A 15,825-nucleotide genomic window follows, 5' to 3' on the forward strand; every position below is an offset into this window, starting at 1 on the left:
CCGAGCCGTACCTGGAGCTTGGCCGCGACGACGCCAAAAGCCTCAAGGTGGTCGAAGGGGATCTGGTCACGGTCAAAGCCGCCGCCGGCGAAATGAAGCTGAAGGCGAAAGTGGCCAGCCGGCTGCCCCAGGGCCTGATTTTTGTGCCGTATCACTTTGAAAATTCCGGTCTCAACCGGATTTACCAGGGGGAAGCCGTGATTGCCGTGGAGCTGAGCAAGTAACCCTTTCGGAGGAAGCCATGAACGTATATTCGGATCTTGGGAGCCAGGAAGCGAGGGTCGTCGCCGTCAATCTCAGTGAAAAGAAGGGGGAGCGCAAACGCCCGATCTCCTGGGGACAGCTGCGCGTCGATCACGGTCTGGTCGGCGATGCCCATGCCGGCAACTGGCATCGGCAGGTGAGCTTGCTGGCCGAAGAAAGCATCGCCAAGATGCAGCGGCTGGGGTTGGATGTCGCTGCCGGCGATTTCGCAGAGAATCTGACAACCAAGGGGATCGATCTGGTCGCCCTGCCGATCGGAACCCGCTTGTCCATTGGCGATGCCCTGGTCGAAGTAACCCAGATCGGTAAGGAATGCCATACCCGCTGCGCCATTTATCAGCAGGCCGGGGATTGCGTCATGCCGAAGGAGGGGATTTTCGTGCGGGTCGTCACTGCCGGCAAGGTCGAATCCGGTTCCCCGGTCATCATCCTTTAAGCGTCGGGCAGAAAAAAGTCCCGACTCTTGCGGGTCGGGACTGAAAACAGCGTCGTGAAAGTTCTGGCGGCGGTATCTATTTGTTCAGCGGTTTTTATGTTCGTAAATAAAGTAGTCTGATTCGTTGAAATCATAGAGTGAGACAACCTCTCCGTCGACCATGCCGGTGAAATGCGAAGCACTGTCGTGGTCAAAGCCGTCGAACAGTTTGCCGTATAGGGACAGGCAGATGTGATGGTCCTTGCCCTGGTCCACCAGGCAGAGATTTTTGCCGTCACAGTTCCTTTGTACCGGGCAGTTCTTTCTGGCCGGATGGTTCATCAGCGCAAAGGGGGCCGGCTGTCCCTGTAGATCGATATCTTCTTCCCGGTTTTTGTCGGCGATCGAAAAGGCCTTCCAGTCGGCCAGTAGTTTTCCTGCGAAATACGCCACGTAAGCCTGTGTAGTCTTTTCCATTCCTGCCTCCCATTCGAAATCGTTTCTCTCCCGTGCCAGAATTAGTCACTCCCGCATTGTATTGATGGCATGCCGTTTGTTTGGTTACATAAGGGGTAAATATTGCGATTTGTGACCTCTTTGTGTAATGTATACGGTATGTGATTGGCGGATGCAAATGTCACCGGCCAGCTTTCCGGACCGGGGGTGGGGTGCTGCTGGTTGTGATTTCAGGGGTTTTGCGGGAGGATTGGGGGGCGTAAAAAATGTTGGAACAACAGGGGAGTTCTCAGCATATCTGCTGTCCCGGTTGTCGCTTTCGGGGGAGCTACAAATTGGCGGACGGGCGCAGAAAATGCCGCCGCTGCGGAAGGAAATATTCGCCGAAGTTGCGCAGGAGCCGTCTTGCGCCCATGCTTCTCAAGCAGCTGGCTCTCTTTTTCTGGCTGACCGTTCCGGTGGCCACCGCAGCGGAAAAGCTGGGGATTAATGTGAAGACGGTGCGCCGCCACTACGGGCTCATGCGCCAGGGAATCGCTTTGGAAAGGATCTGCCCGGCGCATGAGCCCAGGGAGAGGGCGGCTGCCAGCGAAGATAGCTTGGGGTTGTGTGTATTGGTCGTTGCCGAGGGGGTGCGGATTGCCGCCATCTGTTGCGAATGGTTTTGCCTGGATTCCTGCAGACCATCCGGGTCGTGCCATTTCCGGCATATTCGCAGGGAACTCAGGCTGCCAGCTCCACTCAGAGACATCGAATGCTGCCTGTGTTTTCTTGACGAATCGACAAGAGAGTGGACACCGGTCTGTGAGCGCGAGCTGACAAAATTGAACAAACTCTCAATCAGGCTCTGTCGGATGGAGCGGCACAGGGGCCGGTTGCAGCGGGCCCTGTTGCTGAAAGAACTGGCGTTTCGGTTCAATCAGCGCAACAACCCCGGGGTAACGGCCATGTTATATGATTTGATGAAACCGGTTTGTTCGTCACGCCAAAAGGAGTGATCCCCTCTGCTGTTACCGGACCGCTGTTGGCTGTCAGGTAGATGCAGTAATCAGGCTCTAACCTGAGTTCTCTGCTCCAGCAGGTCGAGGCTTTTGCGAAGCAGCATGGTGATGCTGAGACCGGTTTCTTCGGCTTTAACCTGAAGAGCCTGCATTTCACGGGGGGTGACCCGACAGGAAACAACGAATTTTTTCGGGTTTTTACTGACTTTGGGCATTGTGGCACTCCTTTCGTGTTAACGGGTTGGTCAATAATATTGCAAAGAGATTGCCACTTTGTCCGTTGCTTGATTAATAGTGGATATTGTCAGCAAAAACAGTAGCTTGAAGGTCTTGTGGAGGGTGTTGGGCAAATGGAGAGGGGCGGCAGGGGGGTGATCCATGTCGGCACAGATTGCGCCGGGTGGGAACGAGTGCTGTCGATGTGTGCCATTCTTGGCAAGTTGAGTGTGCCAGCGGATGGCGAAAACTTTATTGAACTTGCACGATTTCTTTGAGCACACCGACCAGGTGGCCGCGGATGCTGGCGCTGTCGGTCATGGTCAGCGCTTTGGCCGCGGCCTGGTGTGCCACGTCGGAGGGGAGGTCCCGCAGAAAGGCCTTGATGCGGGGGATGAACGGGGACGGCATGGAGAATTCGTCGATTCCCATGCCGTACAGCACCAGGAAATTCATCGGGTCGGAAGCCATCTCGCCGCACAGGCATAAGCCCTTGCCCTGCTGTCGGGCGGTTGCCGCAACCTGGTTGAGAACCTGCAGGATGGCGGGGTGCAGCGGATCGTAATACTTGTTGACCAGCGGATTGTTGCGGTCGGCGGCCAGCATGTACTGGATCAGGTCGTTGGTGCCCAGCGCAAAGAAGTCGACCTCCCTGGCCAGTTGCGGGGCCAGCATGACAGCGGCAGGGACTTCGATCATGACCCCGATCGGCACCGTTTGGGCAAAGGGAATCTTTTCTCTGCTCAGAACCGTCCGCGCCTCCTCGATAACTTCCTTGCAGGCCCGAACCTCTTCGAGCCCGGAGATCATCGGAAAAAGCAGTTTGACCGGGCCATGCACGCCGGCCATCAGGATCGCCTCGATCTGGGTGCGGAAAATGTCGCGGTTGTCGAGGGAGACCCGCACCGAACGCCAGCCCATAAAGGGGTTGTCTTCCTTTGGCGGGCTGAAGTAGGGGAGGGCCTTGTCGCCGCCGATGTCGAGGGTGCGGATGGTCACCGGGTAGTCGGGAAAGTTTTCGACCACCTTGCGGTAAAGCTGATACTGGTCGTCACGGTCGGGAAAGCTGCCCCGGGTCATGTAGGGGAATTCGGTGCGGTACAGGCCGACCCCCTCGGCCCCGTTGCGCAGGGCGATGTCGATATCGCTGACCAGGCCGATGTTGGCCCGCAGGGTCACTTTCTGGCCGTCGCTGGTTTCCGGCGGCAGGCTGCGGAACTCTTCAAGCCGGTGCAGTTCCCTGCTGCCGTCGGCTTCGAGCCGGCGGTATTCCTCGACGACGTGGGTTGGGGGATCGATGTAAAAACATCCCGAGTTGGCATCGAGAATGACCAGGCTTTCTGGGGTGGTCGCCTTGACCGCGCCCTTGACCCCGACCAGCGCCGGGATGCCGAGGGATTTGGCCATGATCACCGCGTGGGAATTGCGTTCGCCGGCTTCGGTGACGATCCCCTTGATCTGCTCGTGGTCGAGAGCCGCCATATCCGAGGGGAGGAGTTCCCGGGCGATCAGCACGCCGGGGCTCTTGAGCTGCAGGGTCGCCTGCTGGTTGTCGTTGAGATTGGCCAGCAGGCGCCGGCCGATATCCTTGATGTCGGCGGCCCGTTCCCGCAGGTACGGGTCTTCCATTCGCTCAAACACTTCGATGTATTCAGCGACGATTTTTTTAAGCGAGAAGGAGACGCCATGCCCGAGTCGGATCTCGTTGCGCAGCTTTTCCATGAAGCTGCGGTCTTCCAGGATCATCAGGTGGGTATGGAAAATGGCGGCATCGTTCTGTGAAAGCCGTTCGGCCACCCGTTTCTCCAAAAACAGGGTCTGGATGCGGGTTTTTTCCAGGGTCAGGTCGAGTTTCTGCAGCTCTTTTTCCACATCGACCGGGCCCTCATCGAGGGAGTCCGCAAAGCCCAGGTTGTCGTCCAGCACATGTGCCGGCCCTGAAGCCAGGCCGGGATAGGCCACGGTGCCGCGCAGGGTGCTGCTTTTAGGCTCTTGCGGCGGGCGCTCCTTGTCGAGCAGCGATTGCCGGGTCTTTTCCAGTTCGAGGGCAAAGACGCTCTTTTCTTCCTCGTTTTTGCGGATCGATTCGAGCAGGCGGGCGTTGATGACGATCGAGGAAGCCTGGAAGGCGATGGTTGACAGGGCGCTGATGTCGTCGGCGCTGAACTTGCGCGGTTCCTTGGTCTGGATGGTGAGGACCCCGATCGGGGTCTTGCGGTCGAACAGGGGGATGCCAAGGAACGAATGGAAACGTTCTTCGCCGGTTTCCTTGAAGTAGCGATAACGGGGATGGGTTTCCGGCTCCTGGATCGCCACCACCTGGCGGTTTTCAGCCGCCAGGCCGGTGAGCCCTTCGCCGATTTTCATGGTGACCTTGCCGACGGCCTTGCGGGACAGACCCTTGCTGGCGCACAGTCGCAGGGTTTCCTGGTCATCCTCGAGCAGGTAAATGGAGCAGACCTCGGTCCCCATCCGCTTGGAAACCAGGGTGACGATATTCTTAAGGGTCTCCGCGAGGTCGTGGGACTGGTGGATCAGGGTGCTGACATCCTCGAGGATGGTGACGCCCAGTCTGCTGGTTCCTTTACCCATCTGCTCCAACTTTTTAAGGTATTAAATGAGAAGATTCCGTTAACGAAAGAATGATAGCGGAAACATCGGGTGATTGCGAACTAAAAAAAAGCGCCGTCCGGGGGAGAGAGGTCCCGGTCGGCGCAAAGGGGTGGGCAGTTTTTCCTTATGTGAAGGCTCTGCAAATTTCCCCATCAATAATTATTTGTATAGCAATGTGTGTGCCAACTGGCTGGGAAGGCGTGGATGGGCTTGAAAGGCGGGTGTTTTAACGCCGGGTCGTCTGTTGGTGGGGTTGTTGTGTGCCGTGTGTGACTCACGTTTGGCGTGATATTGCTAAATCTCTGGATTGAGTGGTTCCTGGGTGTGTTGATTGTGGCACATCGATTGTTGCGTATTGTGTCCCTCTTGACACACCGTTGTCGTTACTCCGGGATTTTTACGCGAAAATTCTCCCCCTGTATGTCATAACGCGTAAGGAGGCGATAAAAAGTACGGCGGGGAATGCCGGCTTTGCGCGCGGCCAGCGAGACGTTGCCGCCGGTTTCCTGCAGATAGCGCTTGATCAGGCTTTTTTCCACCTGGTTCAGATGCTTGTCCCGCTGGGTGCGGAAATTGTTTTCGCTGGCAGGGGTTGCGCCGCCAGGGTTCTGCAGGATCAGTTCACTGAAGACGACCGGCAGGTTTTCGAGGCGGATGATGCTGTCCTGGGTGAGGACCGCGGCCCGTTCGATGATATTCTGCAGTTCCCGGATGTTGCCGGGCCAGGGGTATTGCAGCATCGCCTTGATGGCGCGGTCGTCGATGCCGACGATCGTCTTGTTGACCCGCTTGCTGGCCCGGCCGAGAAACAGGTGGACCATCTCCTTGATCGATTCCAGGCGGCTGCGCAGGGGAGGCATGGTGATGGTGAAAACGTTGAGGCGGTAGAACAGGTCTTCGCGGAACCAGCCTTCCTTGACCCCCAGCTCAAGGTTCTTGTTGGTGGCGGCGATCAGGCGGACGTCGACCTTGATCGGAGAGGTTCCGCCGACCGGTTTGATTTCACCGTTGTCGAGCACCCGAAGAAGTTCGGCCTGCAGCTTGGGGGTGATATCGCCGATTTCGTCGAGAAAGATGGTGCCGCCGCTGGCGGCCTCAAACAGCCCCTTCTTGTCGCTGATGGCGCCGGTGAAGGATCCCTTTTTGTGGCCGAAGAGTTCACTCTCGAGCAGGCTGTCGGTCAGGGTCGTGCAGTTCAGGGCGACCAGTGGCTTGTCGGCGCGCTGACTTCTCTGGTGAATGGCGCGGGCGGTGAGTTCTTTGCCGGTGCCGCTTTCGCCGCGAATCAAGACGGTGGTCGGGGTTGGCCCGACCTGACCGATCAGGTTGAGGACCTCGAGGGTCCGGGCGTCACGGCCGACGATCTCGGTGTCGCCGTATTCCTGTTCCAGGGCCCGCTGGGCCAGTTCGTACTTCTGGGCCAGGTTGACATGGTCCTCTTCCAGCCGTTTGAGGGAGTAGGGCAGGCACATGTCGTTTTCTGCCAGTCCCTGGTAAACGGCCACGGCATGCTCCCGGCAGGTGCTGTAGCCGCAGGCGCCGCAGTTGAGCTCGTCCCGTTCGACAAACTTGTTGGTCGACTGCAGAATCTGCTGGATGCTCTGCCCGCTTGGCGGTTCGAGCCGATGGTATTTGTTGGTGAACTTGCGGGTGAACTGCGGGAGGCTCTGCTCGTCCCGGTAGTGGGCCGCGGTGGCGTAGGGGATGTCTTTGTTCTGGTAATACTTGTGGATCAGGGTGCGTTTGGAGAAGGTGGTCAGGCGGTTGTTCTTGCCGGGGCCGCCGACACAGCCGCCATTGCAGAAGCGAATATCGACCAGGCGCGGCGTGATGCGACCGGAGGCCAGGTCGCGGATGATTTCCATGGCATTTTCTTCCCCCTCGGTCGCCAGGAAGTCGGGATTGAAAAAATCGTCCTGGATGCCGAAGGACTGGAAGGGGCCGCCGGAAACGGCGAACAGGCGGCCGCGCTGTGGCGGCCGGCCGTCAAAGGCGGCATCCGGCAGGCGATACAGGTCGATGGAGCGCTCGCGGAACATCTGGTTCAATTCCCGGTAGGTCAGTACGGTGTCGACGGAATCGGAGACCGGGTCGGCCTCGATCTCGAATTTGCCGGCGATGCACGAGCTGATGTAGATGACCCGGGTATTCTTCCCCTTGCGGGTCTTGATGAAGCGGCCGATGGCGACCATTGGTGAGACCGTCTGCATGAGATTTTTCAGCAGGTGCGGGTAGTGCCGCTCGATCAGGTCGACGATGGTCGGGCAGTGGGTGGAAATCAGCGGAAACTCCATCGGCGCGTCGACCTGGCGCCGGTAGGTGTCGTGCAGCAGTTCCACGCCGCTGGCTCCTTCATGGACTTCGCAGAAGCCGAGACGTTTGAGCCCGGTCACCAGCTGGCCCGGACGGATATCATGGAAAAATGCCGGGAACGAGCAGCCGAGCACCGCCACCACTTGCTCCGGGCCGTCGAGCATGCGCTGGGTTTCGCCGATGCAGCCGGTGATGATCTTGGCCTGCTGGGAGCAGACCTTGACGCATTTGCCGCAGCCGATGCAGCGTTCATGGATAACCTCGGCCCAGTTTTCCTTCACCTTGATCGCCTTGACCGGGCAGTTGCGTACGCAGGAGTAGCACTTGCGGCAGCGTTCTTCGACGGTTTTGATCGGTCCCATGGCGGCTCCGGAAAAAAAAGATTAATGACAAAGTGTGCGCACCGATTGTGTCAGATGTGGCACGCGTCTGTCAATGGGAAAGGTCGTAAATTGCGTTGCCTGCGTTATCGAGTCATCCGGAAAAAGACAATCAAAAGCGACCTCACGCCCGTTCGCATTCGCTCACTCAAGACGCAAAGTGCGCAAAGAGAGGAGTAAAGTAAGGAATGGGCCCTTGTCTTTCTTGGCGGCTTTGCGTGAGAGTGGCTTCGAATGTTTTTCAGAAGGTGCGGAATTTACCGACTTCGCCGCTGAAATGGCAGGCGGCGAGATGGCCGTTGCCGATGTCTTCCAGGGGCGGCCGCCGGGTGCTGCAGATTTCACGGGCGTAGGGGCATCGGGGGTGAAAATGGCAGCCGGAGGGCGGGTTGAGGGCCGACGGCACTTCGCCTTTGAGGGGGACGCGGGTGCGCTTGCGGGCGGGGTCGGGGATGGGCACGGCGTTGAGCAGCGCTTCGCTGTAGGGGTGGCGCGGCGCCCGGTAGAGTTCCTCGGCATCGGAGAGTTCGACGATCCGGCCCAGGTACATGACCGCGACCCGGTCGCTGATGTGCTCGATCACCGACAGGTCGTGGGCAACGAAGAGGTAGGTCAGGCCGAACTCTTTCTGGATGTCCTGCAGCAGGTTGACCACCTGGGCCTGGATCGACAGGTCGAGGGCCGACACCGGCTCGTCGGCGATGATCAGGCTCGGGCGCACCGCCAGGGCGCGGGCGATGCCGATGCGCTGGCGCTGGCCGCCGGAAAACTCGTGCGGGTAGCGATGGTAGTGCTCTTCGGTGAGGCCGACCGTCCCCATCAGACGGATGACCTCGTCCTTGAGCTGGCTGCCGCGGGCCAGGCTGTGAATCTGCAGCGGCTCGCCGACGATATCGCCGACTTTCATCCGCGGGTTCAGCGACGAGTAGGGATCCTGGAAGATCATCTGGATTTCGCGCCGCAATGGGCGCATCTGCCGTTGCGACAGTTGCAGCACATCCTGGCCCTGGAACAGCACCTGGCCGGAGTCGGCCTCGAGCAGGCGCAGGATCAGCCGACCGGTGGTCGACTTGCCGCAGCCCGACTCGCCGACCAGGCCGAGGGTTTCCCCTTTGCGCAGTCCGAAGGAAACCTGGTCGACCGCCTGCAGGCGACGTTTGGCGCCGCCGAGGCCGCCGCTGTCGGAATGAAAAGACTTGCTGAGATCGCGGACTTCGAGCAGGTTATCCATTATCCCTCCCACTGGCGGACCAGGTGGCCGGGGGCGACCTGCTGCAGGCGCGGCAGGATGCCCTGGCGGGGCGCGAAGGGCTCCGGGCACTGGTCGAGGAAGGAATCGGTGCTGGCGTTGCCCTGTCCCTGGGCGGTCACGGTGGCGAGGCGGGCGCGTTTTTCTCCCAGCTTGGGGATGCACGCCTGCAGGCCGCGGGTATAAGGGTGGCGCGGGTTGGCGAAAATCTCCCGAACCGGGGCGTATTCCATGATCAGGCCGTTGTACATGATGGCGACCCGGTCGGCGTTTTCGGCCACCACGCCGAGATCGTGGGTGATCAGCAGGGTGACCATGCCGCGGTCGGCTTTAAGCTGCTGCAGCAAATCCATGATCTGGGCCTGGATGGTGACGTCGAGGGCGGTGGTCGGTTCGTCGGCGATCAGCAGTCGGGGATCGCAGGCCAGCGCCATGGCGATCACCACCCGCTGGCGCATGCCGCCGGAGAGCTGGTGCGGATATTCGCGCACGCGCTGCTGCGGTGAGGGGATGCCGACCTGGTGCAGTAGATCAGCGGCGGCCTCCATGGCCTGGGGCGGGGAGAGCCCCTTGTGCAGGCGCAGTACCTCGGCAATCTGTTCACCGATGCGCAGTACCGGGTTGAGGGAGCTCATCGGCTCCTGGAAGACCATGGCGATCTGGTTGCCGCGGATGCGGCGCATCTCTTCTTCGGGGATGCGCAGCAGGTCGTCTTCGGCGAAGAAGATCTCGCCTTCGACGATTCGGCCCGGTTCCGGGACCAGGCGCAGCAGGGAGAGGGCCGTCATCGATTTGCCGCAGCCCGACTCGCCGACCAGGGCCAGGGTTTCCCCGGCATCGATGGTGAAGTCGATCCCGCGCACGGCCTTGACCAGGCCGCTGGACGGGAAGAAATAAGTCATCAGGTTGCGGACGTCGAGCAGGGGTGGCATAGACAGGTTCCAGGCCGCAAGGCCAAATGTTGATCAAGGGGGGCGGCCGGGCGCCGCCAAGGTCTTCACTCTACATCGAAAGCGGCAGGTGGTCAAGTTTGGCCGCAGGCGAGAGAGTGGTTGACATCCGCTCCCCGGCCGGGCGAAAATCCCTGGAACTTCACGGGGATTTTTGTCTGTTGGCGGGGTTTTAACGGTTTGACGAAAACTGGATCCGGCATGTGCAAGCTTGACCTTCGTTATCGGCTGATTTTTTTACTGCTGCTCGGCTGCTGCCTGCTGCCGGCGCTGCCGGTTGCCGCCGAGATGATTCCGCCGGCAGTCAGCGAGCAGCCGGTCGTGGTCGGCGGTGACCGGAGCTACCCGCCCTACGAGTTTCTCGACGATGAGGGAAAGCCGACGGGCTTCAACGTCGAACTGACCCGGGCGATCGGCCGGGTGATGGGGATGCCGGTGGAAATCCGCTTCGGGGCCTGGGGCGCCATGCGCCAGGGGCTGCGCGACGGCAGCATCGACATTCTGCAGGGGATGGCCTATTCCGACGAGCGCACTGCCGAGGTCGATTTTTCCCTCCCTCACGCCGTGGTGCACCAGAGCATCTGGAACCGGGTTGACGGGGCGGCCATCCGCTCCCGTGAGGAACTGGCCGGTCGCGAGGTGATCGTCATGCGCGGCAGCATCATGCACGATTTTCTGCTGCAGAATGTTCCTTCGGCGAAACCGATTCTCACCGATTCGCTGGCCGAGGCCCTGCGCCTGCTGGCCTCGGGCGCGCACGACTGCGCGCTGGTGGCCAAGCTCCCCGGCCTCTACCTGAGCCGCAAGCTGGGGCTGTCCAACATCGAGCCGGTGGCGCGGCCGCTGATCGCCCAGGATTACGGCTTTGCCGTGCGTAAGGGGAACCGCCAACTGCTGGCGCGGTTCGACGAGGGGCTGACCATTCTGCGCGAAACCGGTGAATACGCCCGGATTCATCGCCAGTGGCTCGGCGTGCTGGAGGACCAGCGGCCGCAGTGGCGGCGCATTTTGCGCTATGTCGCCCTGGTGGCGGTGCCGCTGTTGTTGATCCTGGCCGGCACCGTACTCTGGTCGCGTTCGCTGAAAAAAGAGGTGACCCTGCGCACCGCCGACCTGCAGCGGGAAGTTGCTGAGCGCAAGCGGGCCATGCGACTCCTGGAAGAGCGTCAGCGGCAGCTGATCCAGGCGGACAAAATGACCACCCTCGGCATCCTGGTCTCCGGCGTGGCCCACGAGATCAACAATCCCAACGGGGTGGTCATGCTCAACGTCCCCCTTCTGCAGAAGGCCTGGCGGGATGCCGAACCGATTCTCGAGGAGCACTACCGCCATTTTGGCGATTTCACTCTCGGTTGGCTCAAGTATTCGCGCATGCGGCGGGAGATTCCCCACCTGCTCGGGGAAACCCTGGAGAGCTCCCAGCGGATCCGGCGCATCGTCGAGGATCTCAAGGATTTTGCCCGCCGTGACGATTCGGAGCAGGCGGTGCGGGTCGACCTGAACGAGGTGGTGGCCGCCGCGATCCGCCTGGTGGAACCGACGGTGCGCAAGGCGACCAGCCGGTTCAACGTGCAATGCGATGTCGGCCTGCCGCCGGTGCGGGGCAATTCCCAGCGCCTCGAGCAGGTGATCGTCAACCTGGTGGTCAACGCCTGCCAGGCATTGACCGCCAGGGAGCAGGGAATCTCTCTTGAAACGGGGCGGGACGAGGCGGGCCAGGTCTGGCTCAAGGTTCGCGATCAGGGCTGCGGCATTCCCGCCGAAAACCTGGAGCATCTGCTCGATCCTTTTTTTACCACCAAGCGCGAATCGGGCGGAACCGGTCTCGGGCTGTGGGTGTCGGCCGGGATCGTGAACGATCTCGGCGGTCGCCTCGAGTTCGCATCGCCGCCGGGGGAGGGGACGACCGTCACCCTGGCTCTGCCGGTCTGGAATGAGGAGGTTGCACCATGAACGAAGTGCTCTACCCGGCATTCGGCGTGCTGCTGGTGGACGATGAGGCCCCCTGGCTGCGGACCCTGAGCATGACCCTTGAGGGGCCGGGGGGGATCACCAACCTGGAGACCTGCCGGGACAGTCGCGAGGTCATGGCCCGCCTGGCCTCGCGGGATTTCGGCCTGGTGCTGCTCGATCTGACCATGCCCTACCTCTCCGGCGAAACGCTGCTGGGGAAAATTGTCGAAGAATACCCCGGTACCGCGGTGATCGTGGTTAGCGGCCTTAACCAGGTCGATACCGCGGTGCGCTGCATGCGTGCCGGCGCTTTCGATTATTTCGTCAAGGGGGTCGATGACGACCGCCTGCTCGACGGCGTGCGGCGGGCCCTGCGGCTGGTGCAGCTGGAACGGGAACACCGGGATATGAGCCGCCGGTTTCTCGATGGCCGGCTGGAGCATGCCGAGGTCTTTGCCGACATCGTTACCATCGATCCCGGCATGCGGGCGATTTTCAGCTACATCGAGTCGGTGGCACCTTCGGCCCAGCCGGTCCTGCTTACCGGCGAAAGCGGCACCGGCAAGGAACTGGTGGCCCGGGCCCTGCACCGGTTGGGCCGGCCGCAGGGGCCGCTGGTGTCTCTCAACGCGGCCGGACTCGACGACAACGTCTTCGCCGATACCCTGTTCGGTCATGTCCGCGGGGCTTTCACCGGGGCCGACGCTCCCCGCCGGGGGATGCTCGAGCAGGCCGCCGGCGGCACCCTGTTTCTCGATGAAATCGGCGACTTGAGCTCGTCTTCCCAGGTTAAGCTGCTGCGCCTGCTGCAGGAGGGGGAGTATTACCCCCTGGGCAGCGACGAGCCGAAACAGGCGACGGCGCGGATCGTTGTCGCCACCCACCAGGACCTGGCCGCCCGGCAGTCGGCCGGAGAATTTCGCAAGGATCTCTATTACCGGCTGCGCGGCCATCATCTGCATCTACCGCCGCTGCGCGAGCGCAGGGGCGATATCCCGCTGCTGCTGCGGCATTTCCTCGACGAGGCGGCCCGCGAACTGGGGAAGGCTCCGCCCAGTTTTCCGCCCCAGCTGCCGGTGCTGCTCGGCACCTATGCCTTTCCCGGCAACGTCCGGGAGCTGCGGGGCATGGTCTTCGACGCGGTCAGCGTGCATACCTCCAAGGTTCTGTCGATGAGCACATTTCAGCGGGCCATGGGGCGGCAGGACGGGGCTGCCGAGCCTGTTGCCGCCCCCGCCCGGATCGGCAACCCCTTTGTCGGGGTGGATCCTTTGCCGTCGCTGGCCGAAGCGGTCAACCTCTTGATCGACGAGGCCATGGAGCGCTCCGCCGGCAACCAGACCATCGCCTCGCGCCTTGTCGGTATCTCCCAGCCCGCCCTGAGCAAACGTCTCAAGCAATCCCGCGACTAAAGCCGCAAGGGTCATAACCTCGGTTATAGCCATAACCCCGGTTATGACCGGCCGGCAGCCCCTGTTGCCGGGGCTTGCCGCATTTCGAGCCGATTTCCCATAACCCCGGTTATACCCCTTCGATATTTTTCGTTCTCCCTGCAATCCCCGCTTCCCCTGATATACTGGGCATCTGTGCCTGTTGTCTCGATTTGGTATACGGATTGCTCTTACAGGATTGCACCAAATCGGCGGAATCCAGTTGTCGCCATGCAAATAACAGGCTGGCGGCTATCGACAATCAACCACGAAGAAGGAGATCGAAATGAAAAGAACGGCAATCGGGGTGTTGACCCTGGCTCTGGCAGTGTTCGGCTTCGGTGAGGTTCTGGCCGCGCCCCAGTACGTGACCATGGGGACCGGTGGTGTCACTGGCGTTTATTATCCTACCGGCGGCGCCATCAGCAAGCTGGTCAACCAGAAACGCAACGAGTACAACCTGCGCATGACGGTCGAATCGACCGGCGGCTCGGTTTTTAACGTCAACGCCCTGATGAACGGCGACATCGAGATGGGCGTGGTTCAGTCCGACCTGCAATACCAGGCCTACAAGGGGCTCGGCGAGTGGGAAGGCAAGCCGCAGACCAAGCTGCGCGCCATGTTCGCTATCCATCCCGAGGCGGTGACCATCCTTTCGGCCGCGGACAAAAACATCAAGTCGGTGGCCGACATGAAAGGCAAGATCGTTAATATCGGCGCTCCCGGCACCGGTCAGAGGGTCAATGCCACCGATCTCTTCGCTACCGCCGGCATCGACATCGACAAGGATATCAAGGTCGAGGGGATCAAGCCGGCCGAGGCCGCCGGCATGCTGCAGGACGGCCGCATCGATGCCTACTTCTATACCGTCGGTCACCCTAACGGTTCGATCAAGGAAGCCGTTGCCGGCACCCGCAAGGTCGCCTTCGTTCCGGTCTCCGCCGAGCTGGTGCAGAAACTGGTCGCCGCCCAGCCCTACTACGCCCCGGCCGATATTCCGGTTGCCCAGTATCCCGGCGTGACCAATACCGAGAACGTTCCTACTTTCGGCGTCAAGGCCACCATCTGCACCTCGTCCGACGTTCCTGAGGACGTCGTCTACAAAATCACCAAAGAAGTCTTCGAAAATGTCGAGGAGCTGCGCAAGCTGCACCCGGCGCTCGAGGTGCTGACCCAGGAGAATATGCTGCAGGGTCTTTCCGCGCCGCTGCACCCCGGGGCTGCGAAGTACTTCAAGGAAGCCGGCCTGATCAAGGAGTAACTGCCGGTGTGGAACCTGACAGGGGCACGGCGGACCGTGCCCCTGTCGATTGTCTAGCGATGAATTGCCAAGAAGGATGACGCCATGAGCGAAGACGTCAAGGACAGGGATGAGGGGCTGGCCGAAGCCCAGCGGATTAAAGAAGAAGAGGAACTCGGGCTGCGCCGGGTCACCGGCTGGCCGGCTTACATCGTTCCAGTCATCGCCTTGTGCTGGTCGTTGTTCCAGCTCTCGCTGTCGAGCTGGCTGCTGCTCGATTCGACCATTATCCGTTCCATCCATCTGGCCTTTGCCCTGGCGATCGTTTTTCTTTCCTATCCGACCCTGCGGCGGGATGTTCGCATCCCCGGCCTGAGCTGGCTTGGGGAAAAGCACAAGATTCCTTTCGCCGATTATCTCATCGCCATTCTTGCGGTGGTGGCCGCGCTCTATATTGCCCTCGATTACGAGGGGATCGCCAACCGGGTTGGGCGGCCCAACACCCGTGACGTAGTGATCGGTGTTTTTCTCGTTTTCATCCTGCTCGACGCCGCCCGCCGGGTTATCGGTCCGGCACTGCCGGTGATTGCCGGGATTTTTACCGCCTACGCCTTTTTAGGGCCGTACATGCCGGACTTTCTGGCCTTCAAGGGAGTCAGCCTGTCCCGCTACGTGGGACAGATTTCGCTGACCACCGAGGGGATTTTCGGCATCCCCCTTGACGTGTCGGCGCGGATCGTCTTTCTCTTTGTCCTCTTCGGCGCCATGCTCGAGCGGGCCGGGGCGGGTAAGTTTTTTATCGACATGGCGATGAGCCTGCTCGGCCGCTACAAAGGCGGACCGGCCAAGGCGGCGGTTTTGGCCAGCGGCATGACCGGGATCGTCTCCGGGTCCTCCATCGCCAACGTCGTTACCACCGGCACCTTTACCATCCCGATGATGAAAAAGGTCGGCTACCCCGACTACAAGGCCGGCGCCATCGAGGTGGCGGTTTCGACCAACGGTCAGCTGATGCCGCCGGTCATGGGGGCGGCCGCCTTTATCATCGCCGAGTACGTCAACATCCCCTATCTCGAAGTTTGCAAGTCGGCAGCCATCCCGGCCTTCGCGTCGTACATGGCGCTCTTCTGGCTGGTCCACCTGGAGGCCGGCAAACTGGGAATGAAGGGTTTGCCCAAGGTTGATCTCCCCGCCTTCTGGTTCACCCTGAAAAACGGCTGGCACTATCTCTTCCCGATCCTGATGCTGCTCTACGAATTGATCATCCCGCGTCATTCCCCCGACCTGGCAGCCTTTCGTTCCATCCTGGTCCTGACCCTGATCATGCTCTTTCAGTACGCGGTGC

The 15,825-nt window shown here is 60.8% G+C and carries 13 protein-coding genes; 7 read left to right on the plus strand and 6 right to left on the minus strand.

From position 1 onward, the window contains the following. Both ABYV89_RS06780 and ABYV89_RS06785 read left to right on the plus strand, forming a co-directional pair. On the plus strand, positions 1–224 hold a 224-nt coding region (locus tag ABYV89_RS06780; RefSeq protein WP_432822189.1), incomplete at its 5' end, for a molybdopterin dinucleotide binding domain-containing protein. A 17-nt stretch (positions 225–241) separates the two neighbouring features. Beyond that, positions 242–700 (plus strand): MOSC domain-containing protein, encoded by a 459-nt coding sequence (locus ABYV89_RS06785; protein ID WP_432822190.1) that lies wholly within the window; start codon positions 242–244, stop codon positions 698–700. Positions 701–784: 84 nt separating this feature from the next. Here ABYV89_RS06785 and ABYV89_RS06790 read toward each other — a convergent pair whose 3' ends face one another. After that, entirely contained in the window at positions 785–1,156 is a 372-nt protein-coding gene (locus ABYV89_RS06790) for a hypothetical protein (protein WP_432822191.1), read from the minus strand. A 392-nt stretch (positions 1,157–1,548) separates the two neighbouring features. Here ABYV89_RS06790 and ABYV89_RS06795 point away from each other — a divergent pair, with 392 nt between their 5' ends. Beyond that, entirely contained in the window at positions 1,549–2,133 is a 585-nt protein-coding gene (locus ABYV89_RS06795; protein WP_432822192.1) for a hypothetical protein, read from the plus strand. Positions 2,134–2,183: 50 nt separating this feature from the next. On the opposite strand, the gene ABYV89_RS06800 is transcribed toward ABYV89_RS06795, so the two are convergent. The 5 genes from ABYV89_RS06800 to ABYV89_RS06820 all read right to left on the minus strand — a co-directional run bounded on the left by ABYV89_RS06800 (position 2,184) and on the right by ABYV89_RS06820 (position 9,839). Further along, entirely contained in the window at positions 2,184–2,351 is a 168-nt protein-coding gene (locus tag ABYV89_RS06800; RefSeq protein WP_432822193.1) for a plasmid mobilization protein, read from the minus strand. A gap of 253 nt (positions 2,352–2,604) precedes the next feature. Continuing rightward, positions 2,605–4,944: a phosphoenolpyruvate--protein phosphotransferase gene (gene ptsP, locus ABYV89_RS06805; protein ID WP_432822194.1), complete on the minus strand. Its 2,340-nt coding sequence runs from the start codon at positions 4,942–4,944 to the stop codon at positions 2,605–2,607. A 404-nt stretch (positions 4,945–5,348) separates the two neighbouring features. Further along, on the minus strand, positions 5,349–7,640 hold the full coding sequence (locus ABYV89_RS06810; RefSeq protein WP_432822195.1) for a sigma 54-interacting transcriptional regulator: 2,292 nt from the start codon (positions 7,638–7,640) through the stop codon (positions 5,349–5,351). Positions 7,641–7,899: 259 nt separating this feature from the next. Further along, positions 7,900–8,889 carry an ABC transporter ATP-binding protein gene (locus tag ABYV89_RS06815; protein WP_432822196.1) on the minus strand — a complete coding sequence of 330 codons (990 nt, stop codon included), beginning with the start codon at positions 8,887–8,889 and terminating at the stop codon, positions 7,900–7,902. Next, a complete protein-coding gene (locus ABYV89_RS06820; RefSeq protein WP_432822197.1) occupies positions 8,889–9,839 on the minus strand; it encodes an ABC transporter ATP-binding protein in 951 nt (316 codons plus the stop codon). The genes ABYV89_RS06815 and ABYV89_RS06820 overlap by 1 nt, the downstream gene beginning before the upstream one ends. A gap of 219 nt (positions 9,840–10,058) precedes the next feature. On the opposite strand from ABYV89_RS06820, the gene ABYV89_RS06825 reads away from it, so the two are divergent. The 4 genes from ABYV89_RS06825 to ABYV89_RS06840 form a co-directional block, all read left to right on the plus strand. Continuing rightward, positions 10,059–11,810: a transporter substrate-binding domain-containing protein gene (locus ABYV89_RS06825; RefSeq protein ID WP_432822198.1), complete on the plus strand. Its 1,752-nt coding sequence runs from the start codon at positions 10,059–10,061 to the stop codon at positions 11,808–11,810. Next, positions 11,807–13,222, plus strand: a complete 1,416-nt coding sequence (locus ABYV89_RS06830) for a sigma-54-dependent transcriptional regulator (RefSeq protein ID WP_432822199.1) — start codon at positions 11,807–11,809, stop codon at positions 13,220–13,222. Before ABYV89_RS06825 ends, ABYV89_RS06830 begins: the two co-directional genes overlap by 4 nt. A gap of 304 nt (positions 13,223–13,526) precedes the next feature. Then, on the plus strand, positions 13,527–14,501 hold the full coding sequence (locus tag ABYV89_RS06835) for a TAXI family TRAP transporter solute-binding subunit (RefSeq protein ID WP_432822200.1): 975 nt from the start codon (positions 13,527–13,529) through the stop codon (positions 14,499–14,501). Between the two features lie 84 nt (positions 14,502–14,585). Beyond that, positions 14,586–15,825 (plus strand): TRAP transporter permease (locus ABYV89_RS06840; protein WP_432822201.1); only part of this gene is annotated, 1,240 nt, incomplete at its 3' end.

The sequence above is a fragment of the Trichloromonas sp. genome (genome assembly GCF_041583255.1).
GTDB lineage: Bacteria > Desulfobacterota > Desulfuromonadia > Desulfuromonadales > Trichloromonadaceae > Trichloromonas.